The organism is Seohaeicola zhoushanensis (genome assembly GCF_014656415.1).
Taxonomy (GTDB): Bacteria; Pseudomonadota; Alphaproteobacteria; order Rhodobacterales; family Rhodobacteraceae; genus Seohaeicola_A; species Seohaeicola_A zhoushanensis.
On the sequence record NZ_BNCJ01000008.1, the window covers coordinates 40,610 to 59,983 of the forward strand.

General features: G+C 67.7%; 15 protein-coding genes and 2 tRNA genes. 13 read left to right on the plus strand and 4 right to left on the minus strand.

The window, feature by feature from the left end; genetic code table 11:
* The first annotated feature begins 107 nt into the window (after positions 1–107).
* From IE266_RS14425 to IE266_RS14460, 8 genes are all read left to right on the plus strand, one after another.
* Positions 108–1,286, plus strand: coding sequence for an amidohydrolase (locus tag IE266_RS14425; RefSeq protein WP_229864129.1), 1,179 nt, complete (start codon positions 108–110; stop codon positions 1,284–1,286).
* A gap of 187 nt (positions 1,287–1,473) precedes the next feature.
* Positions 1,474–2,880, plus strand: coding sequence for an aldehyde dehydrogenase family protein (locus tag IE266_RS14430; protein ID WP_189680806.1), 1,407 nt, complete (start codon positions 1,474–1,476; stop codon positions 2,878–2,880).
* Positions 2,881–2,928: 48 nt separating this feature from the next.
* The gene (locus IE266_RS14435; protein ID WP_189680807.1) at positions 2,929–4,509 is read left to right on the plus strand and encodes an ABC transporter substrate-binding protein; all 1,581 of its coding nucleotides are present in this window, start codon (positions 2,929–2,931) and stop codon (positions 4,507–4,509) included.
* A gap of 53 nt (positions 4,510–4,562) precedes the next feature.
* Positions 4,563–6,290, plus strand: coding sequence for a GMC family oxidoreductase (locus IE266_RS14440; protein ID WP_189680808.1), 1,728 nt, complete (start codon positions 4,563–4,565; stop codon positions 6,288–6,290).
* Positions 6,284–7,225: an ABC transporter permease gene (locus IE266_RS14445; RefSeq protein WP_189680809.1), complete on the plus strand. Its 942-nt coding sequence runs from the start codon at positions 6,284–6,286 to the stop codon at positions 7,223–7,225. Before IE266_RS14440 ends, IE266_RS14445 begins: the two co-directional genes overlap by 7 nt.
* On the plus strand, positions 7,225–8,073 hold the full coding sequence (locus tag IE266_RS14450; protein WP_189680810.1) for an ABC transporter permease: 849 nt from the start codon (positions 7,225–7,227) through the stop codon (positions 8,071–8,073). Before IE266_RS14445 ends, IE266_RS14450 begins: the two co-directional genes overlap by 1 nt.
* Positions 8,070–9,131, plus strand: a complete 1,062-nt coding sequence (locus IE266_RS14455; RefSeq protein ID WP_189680811.1) for a threonine aldolase family protein — start codon at positions 8,070–8,072, stop codon at positions 9,129–9,131. Before IE266_RS14450 ends, IE266_RS14455 begins: the two co-directional genes overlap by 4 nt.
* A complete protein-coding gene (locus tag IE266_RS14460) occupies positions 9,131–10,960 on the plus strand; it encodes an ABC transporter ATP-binding protein (RefSeq protein ID WP_189680812.1) in 1,830 nt (609 codons plus the stop codon). Before IE266_RS14455 ends, IE266_RS14460 begins: the two co-directional genes overlap by 1 nt.
* Before the next feature lie 181 nt (positions 10,961–11,141).
* Here the strand turns inward: IE266_RS14460 and IE266_RS14465 are convergent.
* Positions 11,142–11,216: transfer RNA gene (locus IE266_RS14465), tRNA-Asn, on the minus strand.
* Between the two features lie 78 nt (positions 11,217–11,294).
* A complete protein-coding gene (locus IE266_RS14470) occupies positions 11,295–12,209 on the minus strand; it encodes an MBL fold metallo-hydrolase (RefSeq protein WP_189680813.1) in 915 nt (304 codons plus the stop codon).
* A gap of 108 nt (positions 12,210–12,317) precedes the next feature.
* Here IE266_RS14470 and IE266_RS14475 point away from each other — a divergent pair, with 108 nt between their 5' ends.
* Positions 12,318–13,637 (plus strand): ATP-binding protein, encoded by a 1,320-nt coding sequence (locus IE266_RS14475; RefSeq protein ID WP_189680814.1) that lies wholly within the window; start codon positions 12,318–12,320, stop codon positions 13,635–13,637.
* A 184-nt stretch (positions 13,638–13,821) separates the two neighbouring features.
* Complete coding sequence (locus IE266_RS14480; RefSeq protein ID WP_189680815.1) at positions 13,822–14,166, plus strand: hypothetical protein; 345 nt, start codon at positions 13,822–13,824, stop codon at positions 14,164–14,166.
* Between the two features lie 131 nt (positions 14,167–14,297).
* Here IE266_RS14480 and IE266_RS14485 read toward each other — a convergent pair.
* Positions 14,298–14,373, minus strand: a tRNA-Ile gene (locus tag IE266_RS14485).
* Between the two features lie 146 nt (positions 14,374–14,519).
* Between IE266_RS14485 and purM the strand changes: the two genes are divergently transcribed.
* The 3 genes from purM (at position 14,520) to rnd (ending at position 17,410) form a co-directional block, all read left to right on the plus strand.
* Positions 14,520–15,566 (plus strand): phosphoribosylformylglycinamidine cyclo-ligase, encoded by a 1,047-nt coding sequence (gene purM / locus IE266_RS14490; protein ID WP_189680816.1) that lies wholly within the window; start codon positions 14,520–14,522, stop codon positions 15,564–15,566.
* Positions 15,563–16,159 (plus strand): phosphoribosylglycinamide formyltransferase, encoded by a 597-nt coding sequence (gene purN / locus IE266_RS14495; RefSeq protein WP_189680817.1) that lies wholly within the window; start codon positions 15,563–15,565, stop codon positions 16,157–16,159. Before purM ends, purN begins: the two co-directional genes overlap by 4 nt.
* Positions 16,160–16,252: 93 nt before the next feature.
* Complete coding sequence (gene rnd, locus IE266_RS14500; RefSeq protein ID WP_189680818.1) at positions 16,253–17,410, plus strand: ribonuclease D; 1,158 nt, start codon at positions 16,253–16,255, stop codon at positions 17,408–17,410.
* 22 nt (positions 17,411–17,432) lie between these two features.
* Here the strand turns inward: rnd and IE266_RS14505 are convergent, their stop codons facing one another.
* A complete protein-coding gene (locus IE266_RS14505) occupies positions 17,433–19,289 on the minus strand; it encodes a GAF domain-containing protein (protein WP_189680819.1) in 1,857 nt (618 codons plus the stop codon).
* Positions 19,290–19,374 lie beyond the last annotated feature (85 nt).

The following is a 19,374-nucleotide window of genomic DNA, read 5'->3' on the forward strand; positions in this document are numbered from 1 at the left end:
TAGGATTACCCTATGGGATATGCAAGACTCCATATTTGCCAAAACGGCAAAAGCGGGGCTGAGTTCGATCACTGGCCGCACCCCTCGCGGCGAAGACCGGGAACGATATGATCGACGAAGACCTGAATGCGCGGATGATCGCCTGGCGACGCCACCTGCACGCACATCCCGAAGTTGCCACGACCGAGGCCCGCACCGCCGATTTCGTTGCGGCAGAGCTGTCGGGGCTCGGGATCGAATTCGAACGCGGGGTCGGCGGGCACGGTATCGTCGCTACCCTGACGCGGCCGGGATCGGCCCGTTGCATCGGGTTGCGCGCGGACATGGACGCCCTGCCGATCCACGAGGAGACCGGGCTGCCCCATGCCTCGCAGACCGCCGGGGTGATGCATGCCTGCGGTCATGACGGTCACACGGCCTCGCTGCTCGGAGCCGCCAACCTGCTCGCCGCCGATCCCTCCTGGTCGGGAACCGTGCGGCTGGTGTTCCAGCCGGCGGAAGAGGGCGCGATCGGCGCTCGGGCGATGATCGAGGACGGCTTCTTCGAGCGTTTCCCGATGGATGCGATCTTTGCCTATCACAACTGGCCCGGCCTCCCGGCCGGCGAGATTTCCGCCGTGCCCGGACCGATCATGGCCGCCGGAGGCCGTATCGGGATCAAGCTTCTGGGCACGGCGAGCCATGCTGCCATGCCTCACCGGTCGCGCGATGCCCTGCTTGCGGCGGGGCATCTGCTGACCGCCCTGCAATCCATCGCCTCGCGCATGGTCGACCCGCTCGAGGCGGCCGTGGTCAGCATCACCACGCTCCAGACCGGACTGGCCTTCAACCAGGTGGCGGACCGTGTCACCCTTGGCGGCACCATGCGCACGCTCAAGCCCGAGGTCCGCGACCGGGTCGAGGAGGAGATCGTCCGCATCAGCGAGGGCATCGCCGCCACCTTCGGAATGAAGGCCGAGGTCAACCTGCGGCGCAGCGCGCCGGCCACGGTCAACGACCCGAAAGCGACGCAGCTGGCCGCGCGCGCCGCAGAGGTAATCGGCGCGACCGTGCATTCCGCAACCCCCCCGAGCCTCGCCGGCGAGGATTTTGCCTTCCTCCTCGAAAGGATCCCCGGCGCGATGGTCTGGATCGGCAACGGCCCCCTCGAAGGCGGCCGCGAATTGCACAGCCCGAGATACGATTTCAACGACGATATCCTGCCGGTCGCCGCGCGTTGGCTGCACGAAGTGGCCAAGCAGGGACTGCGCGACAATCAACCCGTCAACCATACCGCAAGGCCTTAAGGGAAACCTATAGGCTGACCCAGCCGCTTGCCCGGTATCTGCCCGAGAGAACACGATGCGCGATCTTCCCAAACCCGCAGTCCCGGCCAACGGCCACAGGCCGGCCGCGCCATCAGAGACAATCGCTTCCCTGTTGCCCGAAGGCTGCAGGAACGGCGCCACGCTGTGGATCGACGGGGGCTGGAACATGGCGGCCGACAGGGCCGGTTTCACTTCGGTCTCGCCGCGCGACGGGGCGCATCTGTTCGATCTCGGCCTGGCCGGGGCGCAGGATGTCGACCGCGCCGTGGCCGCCGCGCGCAAGGCGTTCCCGGCATGGCGCGACATGGACGGCGCGGCCCGCGCGGCGATCCTGCGCCGGGTGGCCGAGGCCGTTGCCGAGAGGGCCGACGACTTCGCCGTGCTCGAGACGCTGGACGCCGGCCGCGCCGGTCGCGATACCCAGCACAGCGCGGTGCGGGCCGCCGCGATGTTCCAGTTCTTCGCCGGGATGGCCGACAAGATCCGGGGCAAGACCGTGCCGGTTGCCGGTGGGCGCACCACGCTGGTCGAATACGAACCCTGCGGCGTCATCGCCGCGGTGACGCCCTGGAACTATCCGCTGGGCAATGCGGTGACCAAGCTGGCGCCGATCCTGGCCTGCGGCAACTGCGTTGTGCTGAAACCGGCGGAACTGACGCCGCTGACCACGTTGCTGCTGGCCGATCTCATGGCCCAGGCTGGCCTGCCCGCGGGCGTTGTCAACATCCTTACCGGGGACGGGGCCACCGGCGCCGCTCTGGCGGCACATCCGGGGATCGACAAGGTCAGCTTCACCGGCTCGACCGCCACGGGCCGCAGGATCGCCCAGGCCGCTGCGGCGAACCTGAAGGGCTGCGTGCTCGAACTCGGGGGCAAGTCGCCGCTGATCGTCTTCGAGGATGCCGATCTCGACCGCGCCGCCGACGCCGCCGTCTTCACCACCTTCATGAACGAAGGTCAGACCTGCACCTCGTGCAACCGTGTGCTTGTCGCCGCATCGGTGCGCGACCGCTTCACCCGCCTGTGCGAGGAGCGCCTGGCCGCGCTGCGGATCGGCGACCCGATGGATCTCGACACCCAGATCGGGGCCATCGTCTCGCCCGGGCAGGTCGCGCGGATCACCCGGCTGACCGAGACCGCGACGCCCCGGCAGATCGAGCTGCCGAACTTCCGGCCGGTCGAGGGCGGGTGCTATTTCCGCCCCATGATCATCGACATCACCGACAGCAACGCGCCGTTCCTGCGGGATGAGGTCTTCGGGCCGGTCATGACGATCCAGGACTTCGGCTCGGACGCCGAAGCCTATGTGCTGGCCAACCAGACCGAATACGGTCTCGCCGCCTCGGTCTGGACCGGCTCGATCGCCCGCGCCGAGACGGCCCGCCGCGTCATCGAGGCCGGCGTCGTCTGGATCAACTGCGTCAACACGCTGTCCTACGGCACCCCCGTCAGCGGCCACAAGACCAGCGGCATGGGCAGCGAATACGGGCTCGAGGCCATCGACCAATACATGCGCATCAAGACGACCGTGCAGATGTACGGCGCCTGGTCCAGCCCGTTCTGCTCGAACTGATCCCGCTTGCAATCAAACCGCCCACACACACAACAGGGAAACAAGGCAATGAAGCATTTTCTGAGATCCACCTTCCTGGCGCCGGCGATTGCCGCCGCGATGATCGGCACGGCGATCCCCGCGCTGGCCGAGACCGTGGTGCGCTATACCCCCTCGGCCGAGCCCAAGACGCTCGACCCGCTGGTCAACTGGCTGCTGATCACCCATCAGCACGGCTACATGGTCTATGACACCCTGTTCTCGCTGGACGAGGAGATGAAGCCGCAGCCGCAGATGGTGGGCGACTATTCGGTGAGCGCCGACGGCAAGACCTACACGATGAGCCTGCGCCCCGGCCTCAAGTTCCATGACGGCAGCCCAGTGACCAGCAACGACGTCATCGCATCGGTGAACCGCTGGGCCAGCCGTGACACGATCGGCAAGCGGCTGGACGACATGGGCATGACGCTGGCGGCCGTCGACGACACGACTTTCACCGTCAGCACCGATATTCCGACCGAACTGCTGCTGCAGGGCTTCGCCAAGCCGACCGCCGCCGCGCTCTTCATCATGCGCGAGAAGGAGGCGATGAACGACGCGACCACGCCGGTTACCGAGATCATCGGCTCGGGGCCCTTCAAGTTCGTGAAGGACGAATACAAGCCCGGCGCCAAGATGGTCTACGTCAAGAACGAGGACTACGTGCCGCGCGCCGAGGCGCCGAGCTTCCTGTCAGGCGGCAAGGTCGTGAAGATCGACAAGGTCGAATGGCTGATCATGCCCGACGCCACCACCGCCGTTTCGGCCCTGCAACTGGGCGAGACCGACATCTACGAAGCGCCGCCGATGGACCTGCTGCCGGTGCTCGAGGCGCAGGGCAACATCGTTGCGCGCCCGCTCGGGACACTGGGCCAGATGGCTTTCGTGCGCTTCAACTTCACCCAGCCGCCCTTCGACAAGGTCGAGGCCCGCAAGGCCGCCGCGCTCCTGGTGGACCAGAAGGCGATCATGTCGGTCGTCGCCGGAACCGACGGCACCTACTGGAAGGAATGCTTCAGCTTCTTCGCCTGCGGCGGCGGCAACGAGACCGAGGCCGGAATGGACTGGGCCCGCGAGCGCAACGTCGCCGAAGCCAAGCGCCTGCTGGCCGAGTCGGGGTATGACGGCACTCCGATCGCGCTGATCGCCCCGAGCGACAACGAGGTGCTGAAGGGCGTCACCACCGTTCTCGAGGCCGAACTGAAGGAAGGCGGGTTCAACGTCGACGTCCAATGGTCCGACTTCGCCTCGATGATGGCGCGCCGCCAGAACCGCGGCACCCCGGCCGAAGGCGGCTGGAACATGTTCCCGATGTGGTCCTTCACCTTCGAACTCGACAATCCGATCGGCAATTTCTACATGAACGCGGCCTGCGAAGAGGGCTACGTTGGCTGGTTCTGCAACCCCGACATCGTCAATGCGCGCAACGGCTGGGCCAAGGCCGCCACGCCCGAACAGGCGAAGGCGCTCGTCGAGGAGATGCAGGAACTGTCGGCGGCGTCGCTCCCGATCATACCGCTTGGCAAGTTCTCGTCGCCGATTGCCTTCAGCAACGAGATTTCCGGCTTCCTGGACACGCCGATGCCGGTGTTCTGGAACCTCGAAAAGTGAACCAAGGCCGGGGCGGACCCGTCAGGGCCGCCCCTTCCCACTGGACCGATCCAATGCCCGACACCATCACGTACGACTACCTGATCATCGGCGGCGGCTCTGCCGGCAGCGTGATGGCCTCGCGCCTGAGCGAGATGGAGGGCAAGACGGTCTGCCTCGTCGAGGCCGGGCGCGACCTGAGCGAGGCAAACATGCCCGCGCAGGTCGCCTCGCCCTATCCCGGCCGCGCCTATTTCGACCGCAGCCTGACCTGGGAAGGGTTGCGCGCCCGGCTGAGCGAGACCCCCTCGGCCCCGGAAATTCCCTATGAACAGGGGCGGGGGCTTGGCGGCACCAGCCTCATCAACGGCATCGGATCGAACCGCGGTTCGCCGCAGGACTACCGCGAATGGCACGACGCCGGCGCCGCGGGATGGGACTGGCCTGATGTGCTCCCCTATTTCCGCCGCCTGGAATCCGATGCGGGCGAGGGCGCCGAGAGCGGGCTTCACGGCACCAGCGGGCCATGGCCCGTCCGCCGCATCCCCCGCGAGAGCTTCACGGGCTTCACGCGCGCCGTCCACGGGGCGCTCGAATCCCGCCAGTTCCGCGCCGGGACCGACCAGAACGGGCCCTGGCGGGACGGGATCTTTCCCACGTCGGTGAACCTCGACGAACACGGGCGGCGCGCTTCGGCGGCGACGACCTACCTGCGCCCGGCCGTGCGCGCGCGGCGCAACCTGACGATCCTGTGCGATACCCGCGCGTTGCGCCTGATGGTTTCCGACGGAGTGGCCCAGGGCGCAGAATTGCTGGGGCCGCGCGGCCCGTTCACGCTTCGCGCCCGCGAGGTCATCGTCTGCACCGGCGCCCTGCACACCCCGGCGCTGCTGATGCGCTCGGGGATCGGTCCGGCGGCAGAACTCGCCGGCCTCGGCATCGCCCCGATAGCCGACCTGCCCGGCGTCGGTGGCAACCTGATGGAGCATCCCTCGATCGGCGTCACCGCACTGATCGCCCGCGGGGCCCGCATGGCGCCTGGCGACCACTACCACATTCAAAGCGTGCTCCGCTGGTCCTCCAACCGGCCCGACACGCCGGTGGGTGACATGCACACGGCCATCGTCGCCCGCGCGGGCTGGCATTCCATCGGCAACCAGATGGCCAGCCTGTTCTCCTGGGTGAACAAGTCCTATTCGACGGGGCGGGTCAGACTGCGCTCTGACGATCCGATGTCCGAGCCCGAGGTTCGCTTCGACATGCTGTCCGATCCGCGCGATCTGGAACGGCTTGGCATGGCATTGCGGCAGTCGGCCTCGGTGCTCACGGACCCGGTACTCGCGGGGACGGTGCTTGCCGCGCTGCCGTCCAGCTACTCGCCGCGCATCAAGAAGTTCCTGGCTCCGACCTGGCGCAACGGCGTTCTGACCGCCATCGCCGCGCCGCTGGTCGATCACGTGCCCGCCATGCGCCGCCTGGTCCTGAAACAGGCGCAGGGCGATGCGCCCTCGCTTGAACATCTGATGCGCGACGACGCCGCGCTGGAGGCCTATCTCAAGGCCAATGTCGGCGGCGTCTGGCATCCCTGCGGCACTGCGCGCATGGGGCGGGCCGACGACCCGATGGCGGTGACCACGTCGGACGGGAGGGTGCGGGGGCTTTCCGGTCTGCGGGTCTGCGATGCGTCGCTGATGCCGACCATTCCCTGCGCAAACATCAATGTTCCGGTCCTGATGATCGCCGAGAAGATCTCCGACGACATCAAGGCCGCTGCCGGAATGGAGGCGAAAATCGCATGCTAGGACTAGTGGTTCGCCGCGTATTGGCCGCGGTCCCCGTGCTGGTTCTGGTCGGGCTCATCATCTTCTCGATCCTCTACGTGGCGCCGGGCGATCCGGCGGTCGTCATCGCCGGCGACCGGGCCAGCGCCGAGGAGATCGCCCAGGTGCGCGAGGCGCTGGGACTGAACAAGCCCTTCCTTCTGCGCTTCGTCGAATGGTTCTGGCGGGTGATGCAGGGCGACCTGGGGCTTTCGGTCTTCCACGGCACCCCGGTCAGCGAGCTGATCCTCGACCGGGTGGGGCCGACGGTCTCGGTCATGCTGATGACGATGCTCTTCTCGGTTGTCATCGCCGTTCCGATGGGGGTGCTCGCGGCCTGGCGGGCCGGGGGGCTGACCGACAAGCTGGTCGTCGGCCTGGCCGTCATCGGCTTTTCGGTGCCGGTCTTCGTCTTCGGCTATATCCTGGCCTTCATCTTCGCGCGCGAGCTGCAATGGCTGCCGGTACAGGGCTACAAGCCGCTTTCCGAGGGCCTCTGGCCGTGGCTGCGCAGCCTGATCCTGCCCTCGGTGACATTGTCGACGCTCTATGTCGCGCTGATCGCCCGGATCACGCGGGCAACGCTGCTGGACGTTCTGGAACAGGACTACATCCGCACCGCCCGCGCCAAGGGGGCCGGTCAGTTCACCATCCTCTTCGTCCACGCGCTGAAGAACGCCGGCGTGCCGATCATCACCGTGATCGGCCTTGGCGTCGCCCTGCTGATCGGCGGGGCGGTGGTGACCGAGAGCGTCTTCGCCATTCCCGGTCTTGGTCGCCTGACGCTCGATGCGATTGCGATGCGGGACTATCCGATCATCCAGGGAGTCGTTCTGGTGTTTTCCTTTAGCTACGTGATCGTGAACCTGATCGTGGATCTGCTCTATATCCTGATCGACCCGCGGATCCGCTACTGATGGGCGGTCCTGCTGCAACCGCGCTCCGCGCGCCCTCGGTCTGGCGGCGTGACAAGGGGATGACACTTGGTGTCGCGCTGCTCGGCACGATGGTGATCTGTGCCCTGTTCGCGCCGCTTCTGGGCACCGTCGATCCCACCGCGATCAACCCGGTCAACCGGCTCAAGCCGCCTTCGGCCGAGCACTGGTTCGGCACCGACATGGTCGGCCGCGATCTCTATTCGCGCGTGATCTACGGAGCGCGGGTGTCACTGATCGTCGGCCTCTCGGTTGCCGCGCTCTGCGCGCTCGCGGGGCTTGCGATCGGCCTGGTATCGGGCTCGATCCGGCAGCTCGACGGGGTGATTATGCGCCTGATCGACGCGATGATGTCGATCCCGCCGGTGCTGCTGGCCATCGCGCTGACCGCGCTCTGGCGTGGCTCGCTGGTCAGCGTCATCGTCGCCGTCACCCTGGCCGAGACGCCCAGCATCGCGCGCGTCGTGCGTGGCACTGTCCTGTCGCTGCGCGAATTGCCCTATGTCGAGGCCTCGACCGCGGTTGGGGCCAGCATGATGCGGATCATTCTGGTGCATATTCTGCCCAACACGCTGCCCGCGCTGCTGGTGCAGGCCTCCTATGTCTGCGCCAGTGCGATGATCGTGGAATCGATCCTGTCGTTCCTGGGCGCGGGCATTCCGCCAAGCATCCCCTCCTGGGGCAACATCATGGCCGACGGCAGATCGTTGTGGCTGGTCCTGCCGCAGATCATCTTCTTTCCCGCCGCTTTCCTTTCGATCACCGTCCTGGCCGTGAACCTGGTCGGAGACGGCCTGCGCGACATGCTCGACCCGAGGCAGATGAAATGACCTTCCAAGATACCGTCACCACCGAACCGACCCTCTTCTTCGCCTCCGACAACGGCGCCCCGGTCCATCCGAAGGTGATGCAGGCGATGGCGGATGCCAACCGCGGCATGGCGATGCCCTACGGCAACGACCCGCTGACCGCCGCCGCCGCCCGGCAGATCCGCGACCTGTTCGAGGCCCCCGAGGCCGCGGTGCATTTCGTCGGTTCCGGCACGGCGGCGAACGCGCTCTCGCTGGCTCTGCTGTCGCCAGCCTGGGGCGGCGTCTATTGCCATCCGCTGGCGCATATCAACAACGACGAATGCGGCGCGCCCGAGTTCTTCACCGCCGGCGCCAAGCTTCTGCCGGTGCCCGGCGCGGAGGGCCGGATCGACCCTGACGCGCTGCGCGCTACGCTGGCGGGAATGTCGACCTCGGTTCACACGGTCCAGGGCGCGGCCCTGAGCCTGACCAACCTGACCGAAATCGGCACAGCCTATGAGGCCGCCCAGGTGGCGGCACTGGCCGGGATCGCCAGGGCGGCGGGCCTGGGCGTGCACCTCGACGGCTCCCGGCTGGCTAACGCGCTGGCCGCCAGCGGGGCAAGCCCGGCCGAGATGACCTGGAAGGCCGGGATCGACGTGCTCTCGCTCGGCGGCGCGAAGGGCGGCATGATGAACGCCGAGGCGGTGGTGATCTTCGACCCGGCCATGGCCCGCGAGTTCGAGCTGCGCCGCAAGCGGGCAGGGCAGCTGACCTCGAAGATGCGCTTTCACGCGGCGCAGTTCCATGGCTGGCTGGACGAGGGCCTCTGGCTCGATCTCGGCCGGCACGCCAACGCGATGGCCGAGCGGATGCGCCAGGGTCTCGGCCCCGACCGGCTGCTGGCGGCGGGCACCGGGAATATCGTCTTCGCCGACATCCCCGAGGCGGCGCAGGACCGCCTGCGCGCCCGCGGCGCCCTGTTCTATAACTCGCGCACCGTGCGGACCAGCGAGGGCCGGCCGGCCTGCCGGATGGTCTGTTCCTGGGCGACACACCCGGTGGATGTCGACGCTTTCCTGGAGGCGGTCGGCTGATGGCCTTCGATCTGGATACGGGGCAGCCCCTGCTTTCGGTGCGCGACCTCAGCACCTCGTTCAAGAGCCTCACCGGCTGGACCGAGGTGATCCGCGACATCAGCTTCGACCTTCATGCCGGCGAGACCCTGGCCCTTGTCGGCGAATCCGGCTCGGGCAAGAGCGTCACCTCGCTGTCGATCATGCGGTTGAACCCTGCCGGTCGCACCCGCACCAGCGGCCAGGTGCTGTTCGAGGGGCAGGACCTGCTGCACCTCAGCGAAGAGCAGATGTTGCGCGTGCGCGGCAACGATATCGCGATGATCTTCCAGGAGCCGATGACCTCGCTCAACCCGGTTCTGAGCATCGGCTTCCAGCTGGGCGAAGCGCTCCGCCTGCACCGGGGCATTACCCAGGCCGAGGCGATGAAGGAGGCCGAGCGCCTGCTGGAGCGTGTCCGCATTCCCGCCGCTCGGGCAAGGCTCTCGGACTTTCCGCACAACTTCTCGGGCGGGATGCGGCAACGGGTGATGATCGCCATGGCGCTGGCCTGCGGGCCGCGCGTGCTGGTGGCGGACGAGCCGACCACGGCGCTCGACGTGACGGTGCAGGCCCAGATCATCGACCTGCTGAAAGAGCTGCAGCGCGAGGAGGGCATGGGCATCCTCTTCATCACCCACGACATGGGAGTTGTCGCCGAAGTCGCCGACCGCACCCTGGTGATGTACAAGGGGAACATGGTGGAATGCGCGCCCACGCGCGAGATCTTCGCCAACCCGCGGCAGAACTATACCCGCGCGCTGATCTCGTCGGTGCCGCGCCTGGGGTCCATGGCCGAAAGCCCGGCGCCGCGACCCTTCGACGTCACCGACCGCGAAACCGCCGTGCAGAGCACCCCGGACTTCACCGTCGCGCCCGTGCGCCCCGACGAGGCGCCGGTGCTGGAGGTCGAGGGGCTGCGCACCCGCTTTCCGATCCGGCGCGGCCTCTTCGGGCGGCTGGTCGGCAATGTCCATGCAGTCGAGAACGTCTCGTTCGACATCCGCCCCGGCGAGACCCTGTCGCTGGTCGGCGAATCCGGCTGCGGCAAGTCCACCACCGGCCGCTCGGTCATGCGGCTGGTCACGCCCCAGGCCGGGTCGGTGCGGCTGGGCGGGCAGGAGATGGTCGGTCTGGGCCGTTCCGCGCTGCGACGGATTCGGCAGGATATCCAGATGGTGTTCCAGGACCCCTTTGCGAGCCTGGATCCCCGCAGCCGGGTCGGCAGTTCGATCGCCGAACCGATGATCGTCGCAGGCCTGGATCGTGAACTGATCCGGCAGCGGGTCGGCGACCTGCTCGAGGAGGTCGGGCTGAGCCGTGACATGGCCCGTCGGTTCCCGCACGAATTCTCGGGCGGGCAACGTCAGCGTATCTGCATCGCGCGTGCCCTGGCGGTGCGTCCGAAGGTCATCGTCGCCGACGAGGCCGTCTCGGCGCTCGACGTCACGATCAAGGTTCAGATCGTCAACCTTCTGATGGAGTTGCAGGCGCGGCATCGGCTCTCGATGCTGTTCATCTCGCACGACATGGCCGTGGTCGAACGGGTGAGCCACCGGGTTGCAGTGATGTATCTGGGCGAGATCGTCGAGATCGGCAGCCGCGCGGCCATCTTCTCGTCGCCGCAACATGCCTATACCCGGCAACTTCTCGCCGCCGTGCCCGTCGCCGATCCCGGCGTCGCACGCGACCGCGCCCCCGCGGCCTTCGGCGACCTCCGCAACCCGGTGAAACCGCCGGGCTACGAACCGCCGCGGAGATCATATCGCAAGGCGGGTCCGGACCATCTCGTGCGGATCGACGAGTTCTGAAGGCTCGGGCTGGGCCACTTCGTCCTGGGCGGGGCGGGGTGCCTTCCGGCACCTGCGGCCGAACCGGCCCGCGCGTTGCCGATAGGGCAAAACCGGCCCCCGCTTGCAGCCCGTCAATGCCAAACATCCCCGAGCCACCTCTCAGAGGTGGCTCGTAAATCTTTGATCTACTTGGGGATTTTGGCTCCGGCGGTAGGGATCGAACCTACGACCAATTGATTAACAGTCAACTGCTCTACCGCTGAGCTACGCCGGAACGGTCTGGGCGATATAGCAAGGGGGTCATGTGGCGTCCAGAGGCTTTTGACCACTATTTTCAAATTTTCGCACCGCTTCAGGAAAGCCTTGAAAACGTGGCGTTCGCGGCAAGTTCGGCGGTGGGCGAGACGAGTGATCTTCCTGTGAGATCAATGAGATGCGCGAAGACATTGCGCTCGGCGGCGGGAATCAGGGAAGGGGGGGTCTCGGTATAGATTCGCTCGGCCAGGGCGCGGGGGGTGGCGGCGCCGGCCTCCAGCGCGGCCAGAATCTGGCGCTCGCGGCCCAGGCGGTGGTCGACCAGCCAGTCGACCCGCCCGGCGGGGTCCTCTATCGGCGCGCCGTGGCCGGAGTGGAAGACGCGCCAGTCGCGCGCGCGCAGGCGACGGCAGGATTCCATGAAGTCGGTCAGGTCGCCATCGGGCGGCGAGACCAGCGACGAGGCCCAGCCCATCACGTGGTCGGCGGTAAAGCAGAGATCGCCCATCGCCAGCGCGATATGGTTGCCGATATGGCCGGGCGTGTGAATCACCTCGAGCGTCCAGCCGTCGCCCTCGACGATCTCGCCGTCGGCCAGGGTGACATCCGGGCGGAAGGCATGGTCGATACCTTCGCCGCCGCCGGCGAGGCCCGCCTCGGCAAGCCGCGACATTACCGGGCTGCGCCCGGCATGGGCGGTGCCGAAGGCCAGGATCGGCGCACCGGTGCGCGCGGCGAGGTCGGCGGCCAGCGGCGAATGGTCGGTATGGGTATGGGTCACGATGATATGCGAGATCTTCTGCCCCGGCTCTATCGCCGCGACGATCGCCTCCAGGTGCGGACGGCTGGCAGGGCCGGGGTCGATCACCGCCAGGTCGCCGGTGCCGACGAGATAGGTGTTGGTGCCGCGATAGGTCATCGGCGAGGCATTGGGCGCCACGATGCGCCGCACCCCCGGTTCCAGCGTGACGGCCGGTCCTACCGGCGGGTCGAAATCGTCGGGCGGGGTCATCGGCGGGCCTCCTTCTTGCCTGTGCGGCAAGGTCTACAGGCATTCCTCGCCGCTCCACAACAAAACTATCGCTTTCCGCGCGCCCCGGTGCGCGGCTAGGGTCGGGCCATGTCGTTCTTCTGGCTCAAAACCTACATGCCGCGCAGCCTCTACGGGCGGGCGACGCTGATTCTCGTGCTTCCGGTGCTGGTGCTGCTGCTGGTGGTCTCGATCGCCTTCTCCAACCGCCACCTGCAGGACGTCACCACGCAGATGTCGCGGGTGGTGCTGCGCGAGATGACCTACATCGCCGATTCCGTCGCCGGTGCGCCCCATCCCGAGGCCGCGCTTGCCGCGCTCGCGCCGCAGCTCGACGTCTTCGAGATCAAGGTCCGCCTGCTGCCGCCCGACGAGACCGTGCCCCCCGACCTGGTGCGCTGGTTCGATGTCTCGGCCAGCGCCGTGCGCCGGACCCTGCGCGGCACCGCGCTCGACGTCGTCTCGATCCGCCTGCCGGACAACCGCGAGGTGACGGTGGTGGCGCGCGAGAACGGGCAACTGATCGAATACGTCTTCAACCGCCGCCGCGTCACCGCCGCCGCGCCGCACCAGTTGATCGTCACCATGCTCTTCTTCGCCGCCCTGATGACGGCGATCTCCTTCCTCTACATGCGCAACCAGCTGCGCCCGATTACCCGGCTCGCGGCGGCGGCGCAGGCCTTCGGGCGCGGGCAGGTGGTGCCCTATCACCCCGCCGGCGCGGTCGAGGTGCGCGCCGCCGGCGGCGCCTTCCTCGACATGCGCGCCCGGATCGAGCGGCAGATCGAACAGCGCACCCTGATGCTCTCCGGGGTCAGCCACGACCTGCGCACGCCGCTCACCCGGATGAAGCTCGAACTCGCCATGCTCGACCCCGACGACGCCGCGCCGCTGGTCGAGGACGTCGACGAGATGCAGCGCCTGATCGACGAGTTCCTCGATTTCGCCAAGGGCACCGCCGAGGGCGAGCCCGAGAAGACCGACCCGAAGGAGCTGGTGCGTCAGGTGGTGGCCGACGCCGCCCGGGCGGGTCAGCCGGTCACCCTGGTCGAGGCCAGCGGCGAGGGCAGCGTCATGCTGCGCCCTCTGGCGATCCGCCGCGCGGTCGAGAACCTCGTCGGCAACGCGCTGCGCTACGGCAACCGGGCCGAGGTCTCGGTCGCGCTCACCGACAAGTCGCTGCGCATCCGGGTCGAGGACGACGGCCCCGGCATCCCGCCCGAACTGCGCGCCGAGGCGGTCAAGCCGTTCTCGCGACTCGACCCCGCGCGCAACCAGAACAAGGGCGGCGGCGTCGGCCTGGGCCTCGCCATCGTCAGCGATATCGCCCGCGCCCACGGCGGCCTGCTGCGCCTGTCCGAGAGCGAAGCCCTGGGCGGGCTGCGCGCCGATATCGTGATCGGGCGGTGAGGGGGCGCCCGACCTGGGGCCGGACATCTGCAACCCGGACGGCCGGCCGCGCAGGACCGGGCGGATTCTGGCGCGTCTCAACCCGTCGCCCGACCAAAACCTGTTGTGCCGATCCGGTCCGGGATCTACCCTATCAAGACCAATTGTTGTTTCGCCAAGTCATCAGCAAAAGGGATATTCCACCATGAAAGTAGTAATCCGCTGTCTTTTCACTGCGATTTGCGTCGCTTCGGTCACCCCCGCGATCGCTCAGGATGACGCCCTCAAGAAGGCCCTGTCCGGCAAGAGCCTGCTGGCATCAAACGCCCAGCTCAAGCTCGCCCGCAATGGCAAGCTGAGCGGCGCGGTCGGAAAGGACCTCAAGGTTGCCGTGGAAGGGGCGTGGACGGTCCGGGACGGCAAGTTCTGCCGGACGCTCGCACTGCCGGCCCACCTGGTTGGAACCGAATGCCAGAAGGCGGTCCTGAACGCCGATGGCACCGTGACAATCGACGGGGTGCGCGGGCCTGTGATCTATCAGATCAAGTGATCGCGCTCGCCGTTCGTCCATTCTGGCATCTGCAGCGACCTCTCTGCCGTGCCTTGCCGGCGGCTGCGTGACAGCAGATCCGGCGCCGTGTGACACATGGTCATTGAAATAATTGGATAATTCGGCGGAGTTGGTAGGCCCGGCAGGATTTGAACCCGCAACCAAAGCGTTATGAGCGCTCTGCTCTAACCGTTGAGCTACAGGCCCGCCAAGGCGACCAATACGGCAGCGGCGGCGGCGGGGTCAAGCGGGGCCGCGGCCTCTGCACGCATTAGCGTGCTTTGCTCACTGGAAGGCGACGGGCGATTGCGTTAAGGCAGGCGCGATCACCGCGGCAGAAGGAATCCCCCGAGATGAGCGAAGGCAGGAACGGCGTCACGTATGCCGACGCAGGCGTCGATATCGATGCCGGCAACGCCCTGGTCGAGCGGATCAAGCCCGCCGCCAAGCGCACCAACCGGCCGGGCACGGTCAGCGGCCTCGGCGGCTTCGGCGCGCTGTTCGATCTCAAGGGCGCGGGCTACACCGACCCGATCCTGGTCGCCGCGACCGACGGCGTGGGCACCAAGCTGCGCATCGCCATCGACACCGGCCATGTCGGCAGCGTCGGCATCGACCTTGTCGCCATGTGCGTGAACGACCTGGTCTGCCAGGGCGCCGAGCCGCTGTTTTTCCTCGACTACTTCGCCACCGGCAAGCTCGAGACCGAGACCGCCGCACAGATCATCGAGGGCATCGCCGAGGGCTGCGTGCAGACCAACTGCGCCCTGATCGGCGGCGAGACCGCCGAGATGCCGGGCATGTATCCCGCCGGCGACTTCGACCTTGCCGGTTTCGCCGTCGGCGCGATGGAGCGCGGATCGGACTTGCCCAGGGACGTGGCCGAAGGCGACGTGCTGCTCGGCCTCGCCAGCTCCGGCGTGCATTCCAACGGCTATTCGCTGGTGCGCCGCCTGGTCGGAATCTCCGGCCTCGGCTGGGATGCGCCTTGCCCCTTCGGCGAGGGCTCGCTGGGCGAGAACCTGCTGACCCCGACCAAGCTCTACGTCCGTCCGGCACTGGCGGCCGTCAGGGCAGGGGGCGTGCACGCCCTTGCCCATATCACAGGCGGCGGCCTGACCGAAAACCTGCCGCGCGTCCTGCCCGAAGGGCTGGGCGCCGAGATCGACCTCGATTCCTGGACCCTGCCGGGCGTCTTCGGCTGGATGGCGGGCGTCGGCAATATCGCCGAATCCGAGATGCTCAAGACCTTCAACTGCGGCATCGGCATGATCCTGGTGGTCGCCGCCGACCGGGCCGAGGCGCTGGCGGCCCTGCTGGCCGAAGCGGGCGAGACGGTCTCCACCATCGGCACCGTGACCAAGGGGCAGGGCGTCAGCTATCGCGGGACGCTCGGGTGAGCCGCAAACGCGTTGCGATCATGATCTCGGGCGGCGGCTCCAACATGGTGGCGCTGCTCGACAGCATGACGGCCGATCATCCGGCCGAACCCTGCCTGGTGCTCTCGAACGACGCCAGGGCCGGCGGGCTCGCCAAGGCGGCCGCGCGCGGCGTGCCCACGACGGTGGTCGATCACAGGCCCTTCGGCAAGAACCGCTCGGCTTTCGAGGATGAGCTGATGAAGCCGCTGCTGGCGGCCGGCACCGACATCGTCTGCCTTGCAGGTTTCATGCGGGTGCTGACCGATGGTTTCGTCTCGCGCTGGCAGGGCCGGATGCTGAACATCCACCCCTCGCTGCTGCCGAAATACAAGGGACTGCACACCCACCAGCGTGCACTGGAGGCCGGTGACAGCGAACACGGCTGCACCGTGCACGAGGTGACCGCCCGGCTCGACGACGGCCCGATCCTCGGCCAGGCGCGGGTGCCGGTGATGGAGGGCGACACGCCCGACTCGCTGGCCGCGCGGGTCCTGGTGCAGGAGCACCGGCTCTATCCGGCCGTACTGCGCCGCTTCGCCGGAGGCGACCGCCGCCCGCTCATGCTCGACTGACACGCGATCGGTTTGCATCTGTCCGTCTTTCGCGTATGAATTCGCCTCACCGTGGGCAGACGGCATCCGAAAAACGTTCAGAACCGGGACTTCATGCAGACGATCACCACCACCGAGGAACTGGCCGCCTTCTGCGCCGCCGCCGCCGCCCACCCCTACGTTACCGTCGATACCGAGTTCCTGCGCGAACGCACCTACTTCTCCAAGCTCTGCTTGGTGCAGCTGGCGATGCCCGGGAACGACGACTCGACTGCCGTGCTGGTCGATCCGCTGGCCGAGGGCCTCTCGCTGGAACCGCTCTACGACCTGTTCCGCAACACCGATGTGGTCAAGGTCTTCCACGCCGCCCGGCAGGATCTCGAGATCTTCTGGGTCGACGCCAAGGTCTTCCCCGAGCCGCTCTTCGACACCCAGGTCGCCGCCATGGTCTGCGGCTTCGGCGAACAGGCCGGCTACGAGACACTGGTGCGCAAGATCGCCAAGGGCACCGTCGACAAGACCTCGCGCTTCACCGACTGGTCGCGCCGCCCGCTCTCCGAGGCGCAGAAGTCCTATGCGCTGGCCGATGTGACCCACCTGCGCAAGGTCTACGAATTCCTCGCCGCCCAGCTAGAAAAGACCGGGCGCAAGCACTGGGTCGAGGAAGAGCTCCAGATCCTCACCAACCCGGCGACCTACGACACCCACCCGGACGAGGCCTGGCAGCGGCTCAAGACCCGCACCAATGCGCCGCGCTTCCTCTCGGTCGTGCGCGAACTGGCCGCCTTCCGCGAACGCTATGCGCAGGAGAACAACATCCCGCGCAACCGCGTCTTCAAGGACGATGCGCTGATGGAACTGGCCTCGGCCAAGCCCAAGGCCGAATCCGACCTCTCCGGTCTGCGCCTGCTGCTGCGCGAGGCCCGGCGCGGGGCGATCGCTGACGGCATCCTCGCCGCCGTGAAGCGTGGGCTCGAGATGCCCAACGACCAGCTGCCCCAGGCCGACACCAGCCGGGAGCGGATGCAGGTGAACCCGGCGCTCGCCGACCTGTTGCGCGTGCTGCTCAAGGCCAAGACCGAAAGCTCGGGCGTGGCCGCCAAGCTGATCGCATCCAGCTCCGACCTCGACGCCATCGCCGCCGGCGAACGTGACCTGCCGGCCCTGACCGGCTGGCGCCGCGAGGTCTTCGGCTCCGACGCCCTGCGCCTCTGTGACGGCAAGATCGCGCTGGCGGCCAAGGGCCAGACCGTGCGCACGGTCGATCTCTGAACCCGACCGGGTGGCGCGCGGCTCAGCCCGCTGCGCCGCCGGTCAGGCGGAACACCTCCACCGGCTCGCGGATGCCCTTCAGCGTGACCTCGCCCACCGAGACCGAGGGAAACCCGTCCTCCACCGCGATCGCCGCGCGCGTGCTCAGCAGGATCTCGCCATCCTCGGCCATGTCGCAGAGCCGCGCACCGATGTTGATCGCCGTGCCCGAGGCGGTGTAATTCGACCGCCCCTCGAAGCCGACCATCCCCACTGTCGCATAGCCCAGCGACACGCCGACGCCGAACCCCAGCCGGTGGCCCATCCGCTTCCAGCCCCGGCACAGCTCGGCCATCCGCGCGCGCATCGCCACCGCCAGCCGCACCGCGTCCCCCGCCGGGTCGTCGCAGGGCAGGGGGTCGTTGAACAGCACCATGATCCCGTCGCCCATCCGGTGATCCACCCCCGCGCCATGGGCGTCGATCAGCTTGCCCATCTCGCGGTGATAGGTCTGCAGCACCTCGATGGTCTCTTCCGGCTCGGCCGTCTCGCAAAACGCCGTGAACCCGCGGATATCGCAGAACAGCACGCCCAGCAGCGCCCGGTGACTGCGCAGCATGGTCTCCGACCCCGAGGAAACCACCGTATCCGCCACCGCCGCCGGCAGGAACCGCTTCAGCCGGCCCATCCGCTCGATCTCGCCGACCTGCTCCTGCACCCGGCCCTCCAGCGAGGCGTTCAGCGCCTGCACCTCCTCGGTCTTGTCCTGCAGCGCGCGGAACTGGTGCACGTTCTCGATGGCGATGACCGCCTGGGCGGCGAAGGTCTCGACAAGGCCGATCTCGTCAGCGGTGAACCCCTTCACCTCGCGCCGGAACAGCGTGATGCAGCCAATCGCCCTGGCCTCGCTCAGCAGCGGCACGCAGAGGATCGTGCGCATCCCCTCGACCTCCACCATCGCAACCCGGCCCGGATCGCCTTGCCGGTAGAGATCGGTATCCGTCAGGTCCTCGATATGCACGATCTGCGCCGTCCGCATCGCCACCGCCGGCACGAGTTCGCGGTCCAGCGGCGTGGTGGTCTTGCCAATCGCCAGGTGCCGCAGCCCGGCGCCGTAATGCGCCACCAGGTGCCAATGGCTGCGCGCGGCGTTCAGCAGGCAGAGATTGGCCAGCGGCGCCCCTGACAGCTGCGCCGCATTGCGCAGGATCACGTCGAACACCGGCGCCGGGTCGGTGCGCGAGGCGCTGATCGCCTGCAGGATCTCGCGCGAGGCTTCCTCGCGCTCCAGCCGGGTCCGCACCTCGCGGAACTGGCGCACCTTCTCGATGGCGATCACCGCCTGCGCGGCAAAGGTCTCGATCATCGCGATCTCGTCGTCACGGAACAGCCCCGGCACCTTTCGGTGCAGGTTGATCGCACCAAGCGCACCCCGTGCATCCATCAGCGGCACGCTCAGGATGGAACGCAGGCCCTGTTCATCGACCATGAGGCGAAAGCTCGGCTCGCCGTCCAGGTAGCTTGGCGTCTCCCTCATGTCGGCAATATGGATCGCGCGGCCCTCGCAGATGGCCCGCGCCGAGACATGGACCGCCGGGTCCATCTTCATCGGCGTCGCGTTGATCTGGGCGATCTCGCTGACGACCGCCGCCGCCATCACCGGGTCGGCATGATCCAGTGCCGCCAGCCGCAGATGCTCGTCCTCGGGCCGCCCCAGCATGAGCGCGGCGGTGGTCGCCCCCGAAAGGCTGCGGGCGCTGTCGAGGATCGCCTCGAACACCGGCGCCTCGTCGTCCCGGCTGCGGCTGATGACCTCGAGGATGGTACGCGTTGCGCGCTCGCGCTCCTGCCAGCGGGCAAGTTCGGTCAGCAGGCTATCGCGATCTGCACCTTGCTGCACGGCCTCCCCCGGCTTTGTTGCGAACTGCAAGCAAGCTTAGGCAGGCTGCGCCGGTCTGACCAGAAAATTGCTCCGCCTCGGCGGT

Coding starts and splice junctions, on each gene's coding strand:
- IE266_RS14425 (WP_229864129.1), top strand. CDS start 108: ATGATCGACGAAGACCTGAATGCGCGGATGATCGCCTGGCGACGCCAC.
- IE266_RS14430 (WP_189680806.1), top strand. CDS start 1,474: ATGGCGGCCGACAGGGCCGGTTTCACTTCGGTCTCGCCGCGCGACGGG.
- IE266_RS14435 (WP_189680807.1), top strand. CDS start 2,929: ATGAAGCATTTTCTGAGATCCACCTTCCTGGCGCCGGCGATTGCCGCC.
- IE266_RS14440 (WP_189680808.1), top strand. CDS start 4,563: ATGCCCGACACCATCACGTACGACTACCTGATCATCGGCGGCGGCTCT.
- IE266_RS14445 (WP_189680809.1), top strand. CDS start 6,284: ATGCTAGGACTAGTGGTTCGCCGCGTATTGGCCGCGGTCCCCGTGCTG.
- IE266_RS14450 (WP_189680810.1), top strand. CDS start 7,225: ATGGGCGGTCCTGCTGCAACCGCGCTCCGCGCGCCCTCGGTCTGGCGG.
- IE266_RS14455 (WP_189680811.1), top strand. CDS start 8,070: ATGACCTTCCAAGATACCGTCACCACCGAACCGACCCTCTTCTTCGCC.
- IE266_RS14460 (WP_189680812.1), top strand. CDS start 9,131: ATGGCCTTCGATCTGGATACGGGGCAGCCCCTGCTTTCGGTGCGCGAC.
- IE266_RS14470 (WP_189680813.1), bottom strand. CDS start 12,209: ATGACCCCGCCCGACGATTTCGACCCGCCGGTAGGACCGGCCGTCACG.
- IE266_RS14475 (WP_189680814.1), top strand. CDS start 12,318: ATGTCGTTCTTCTGGCTCAAAACCTACATGCCGCGCAGCCTCTACGGG.
- IE266_RS14480 (WP_189680815.1), top strand. CDS start 13,822: ATGAAAGTAGTAATCCGCTGTCTTTTCACTGCGATTTGCGTCGCTTCG.
- purM (WP_189680816.1), top strand. CDS start 14,520: ATGAGCGAAGGCAGGAACGGCGTCACGTATGCCGACGCAGGCGTCGAT.
- rnd (WP_189680818.1), top strand. CDS start 16,253: ATGCAGACGATCACCACCACCGAGGAACTGGCCGCCTTCTGCGCCGCC.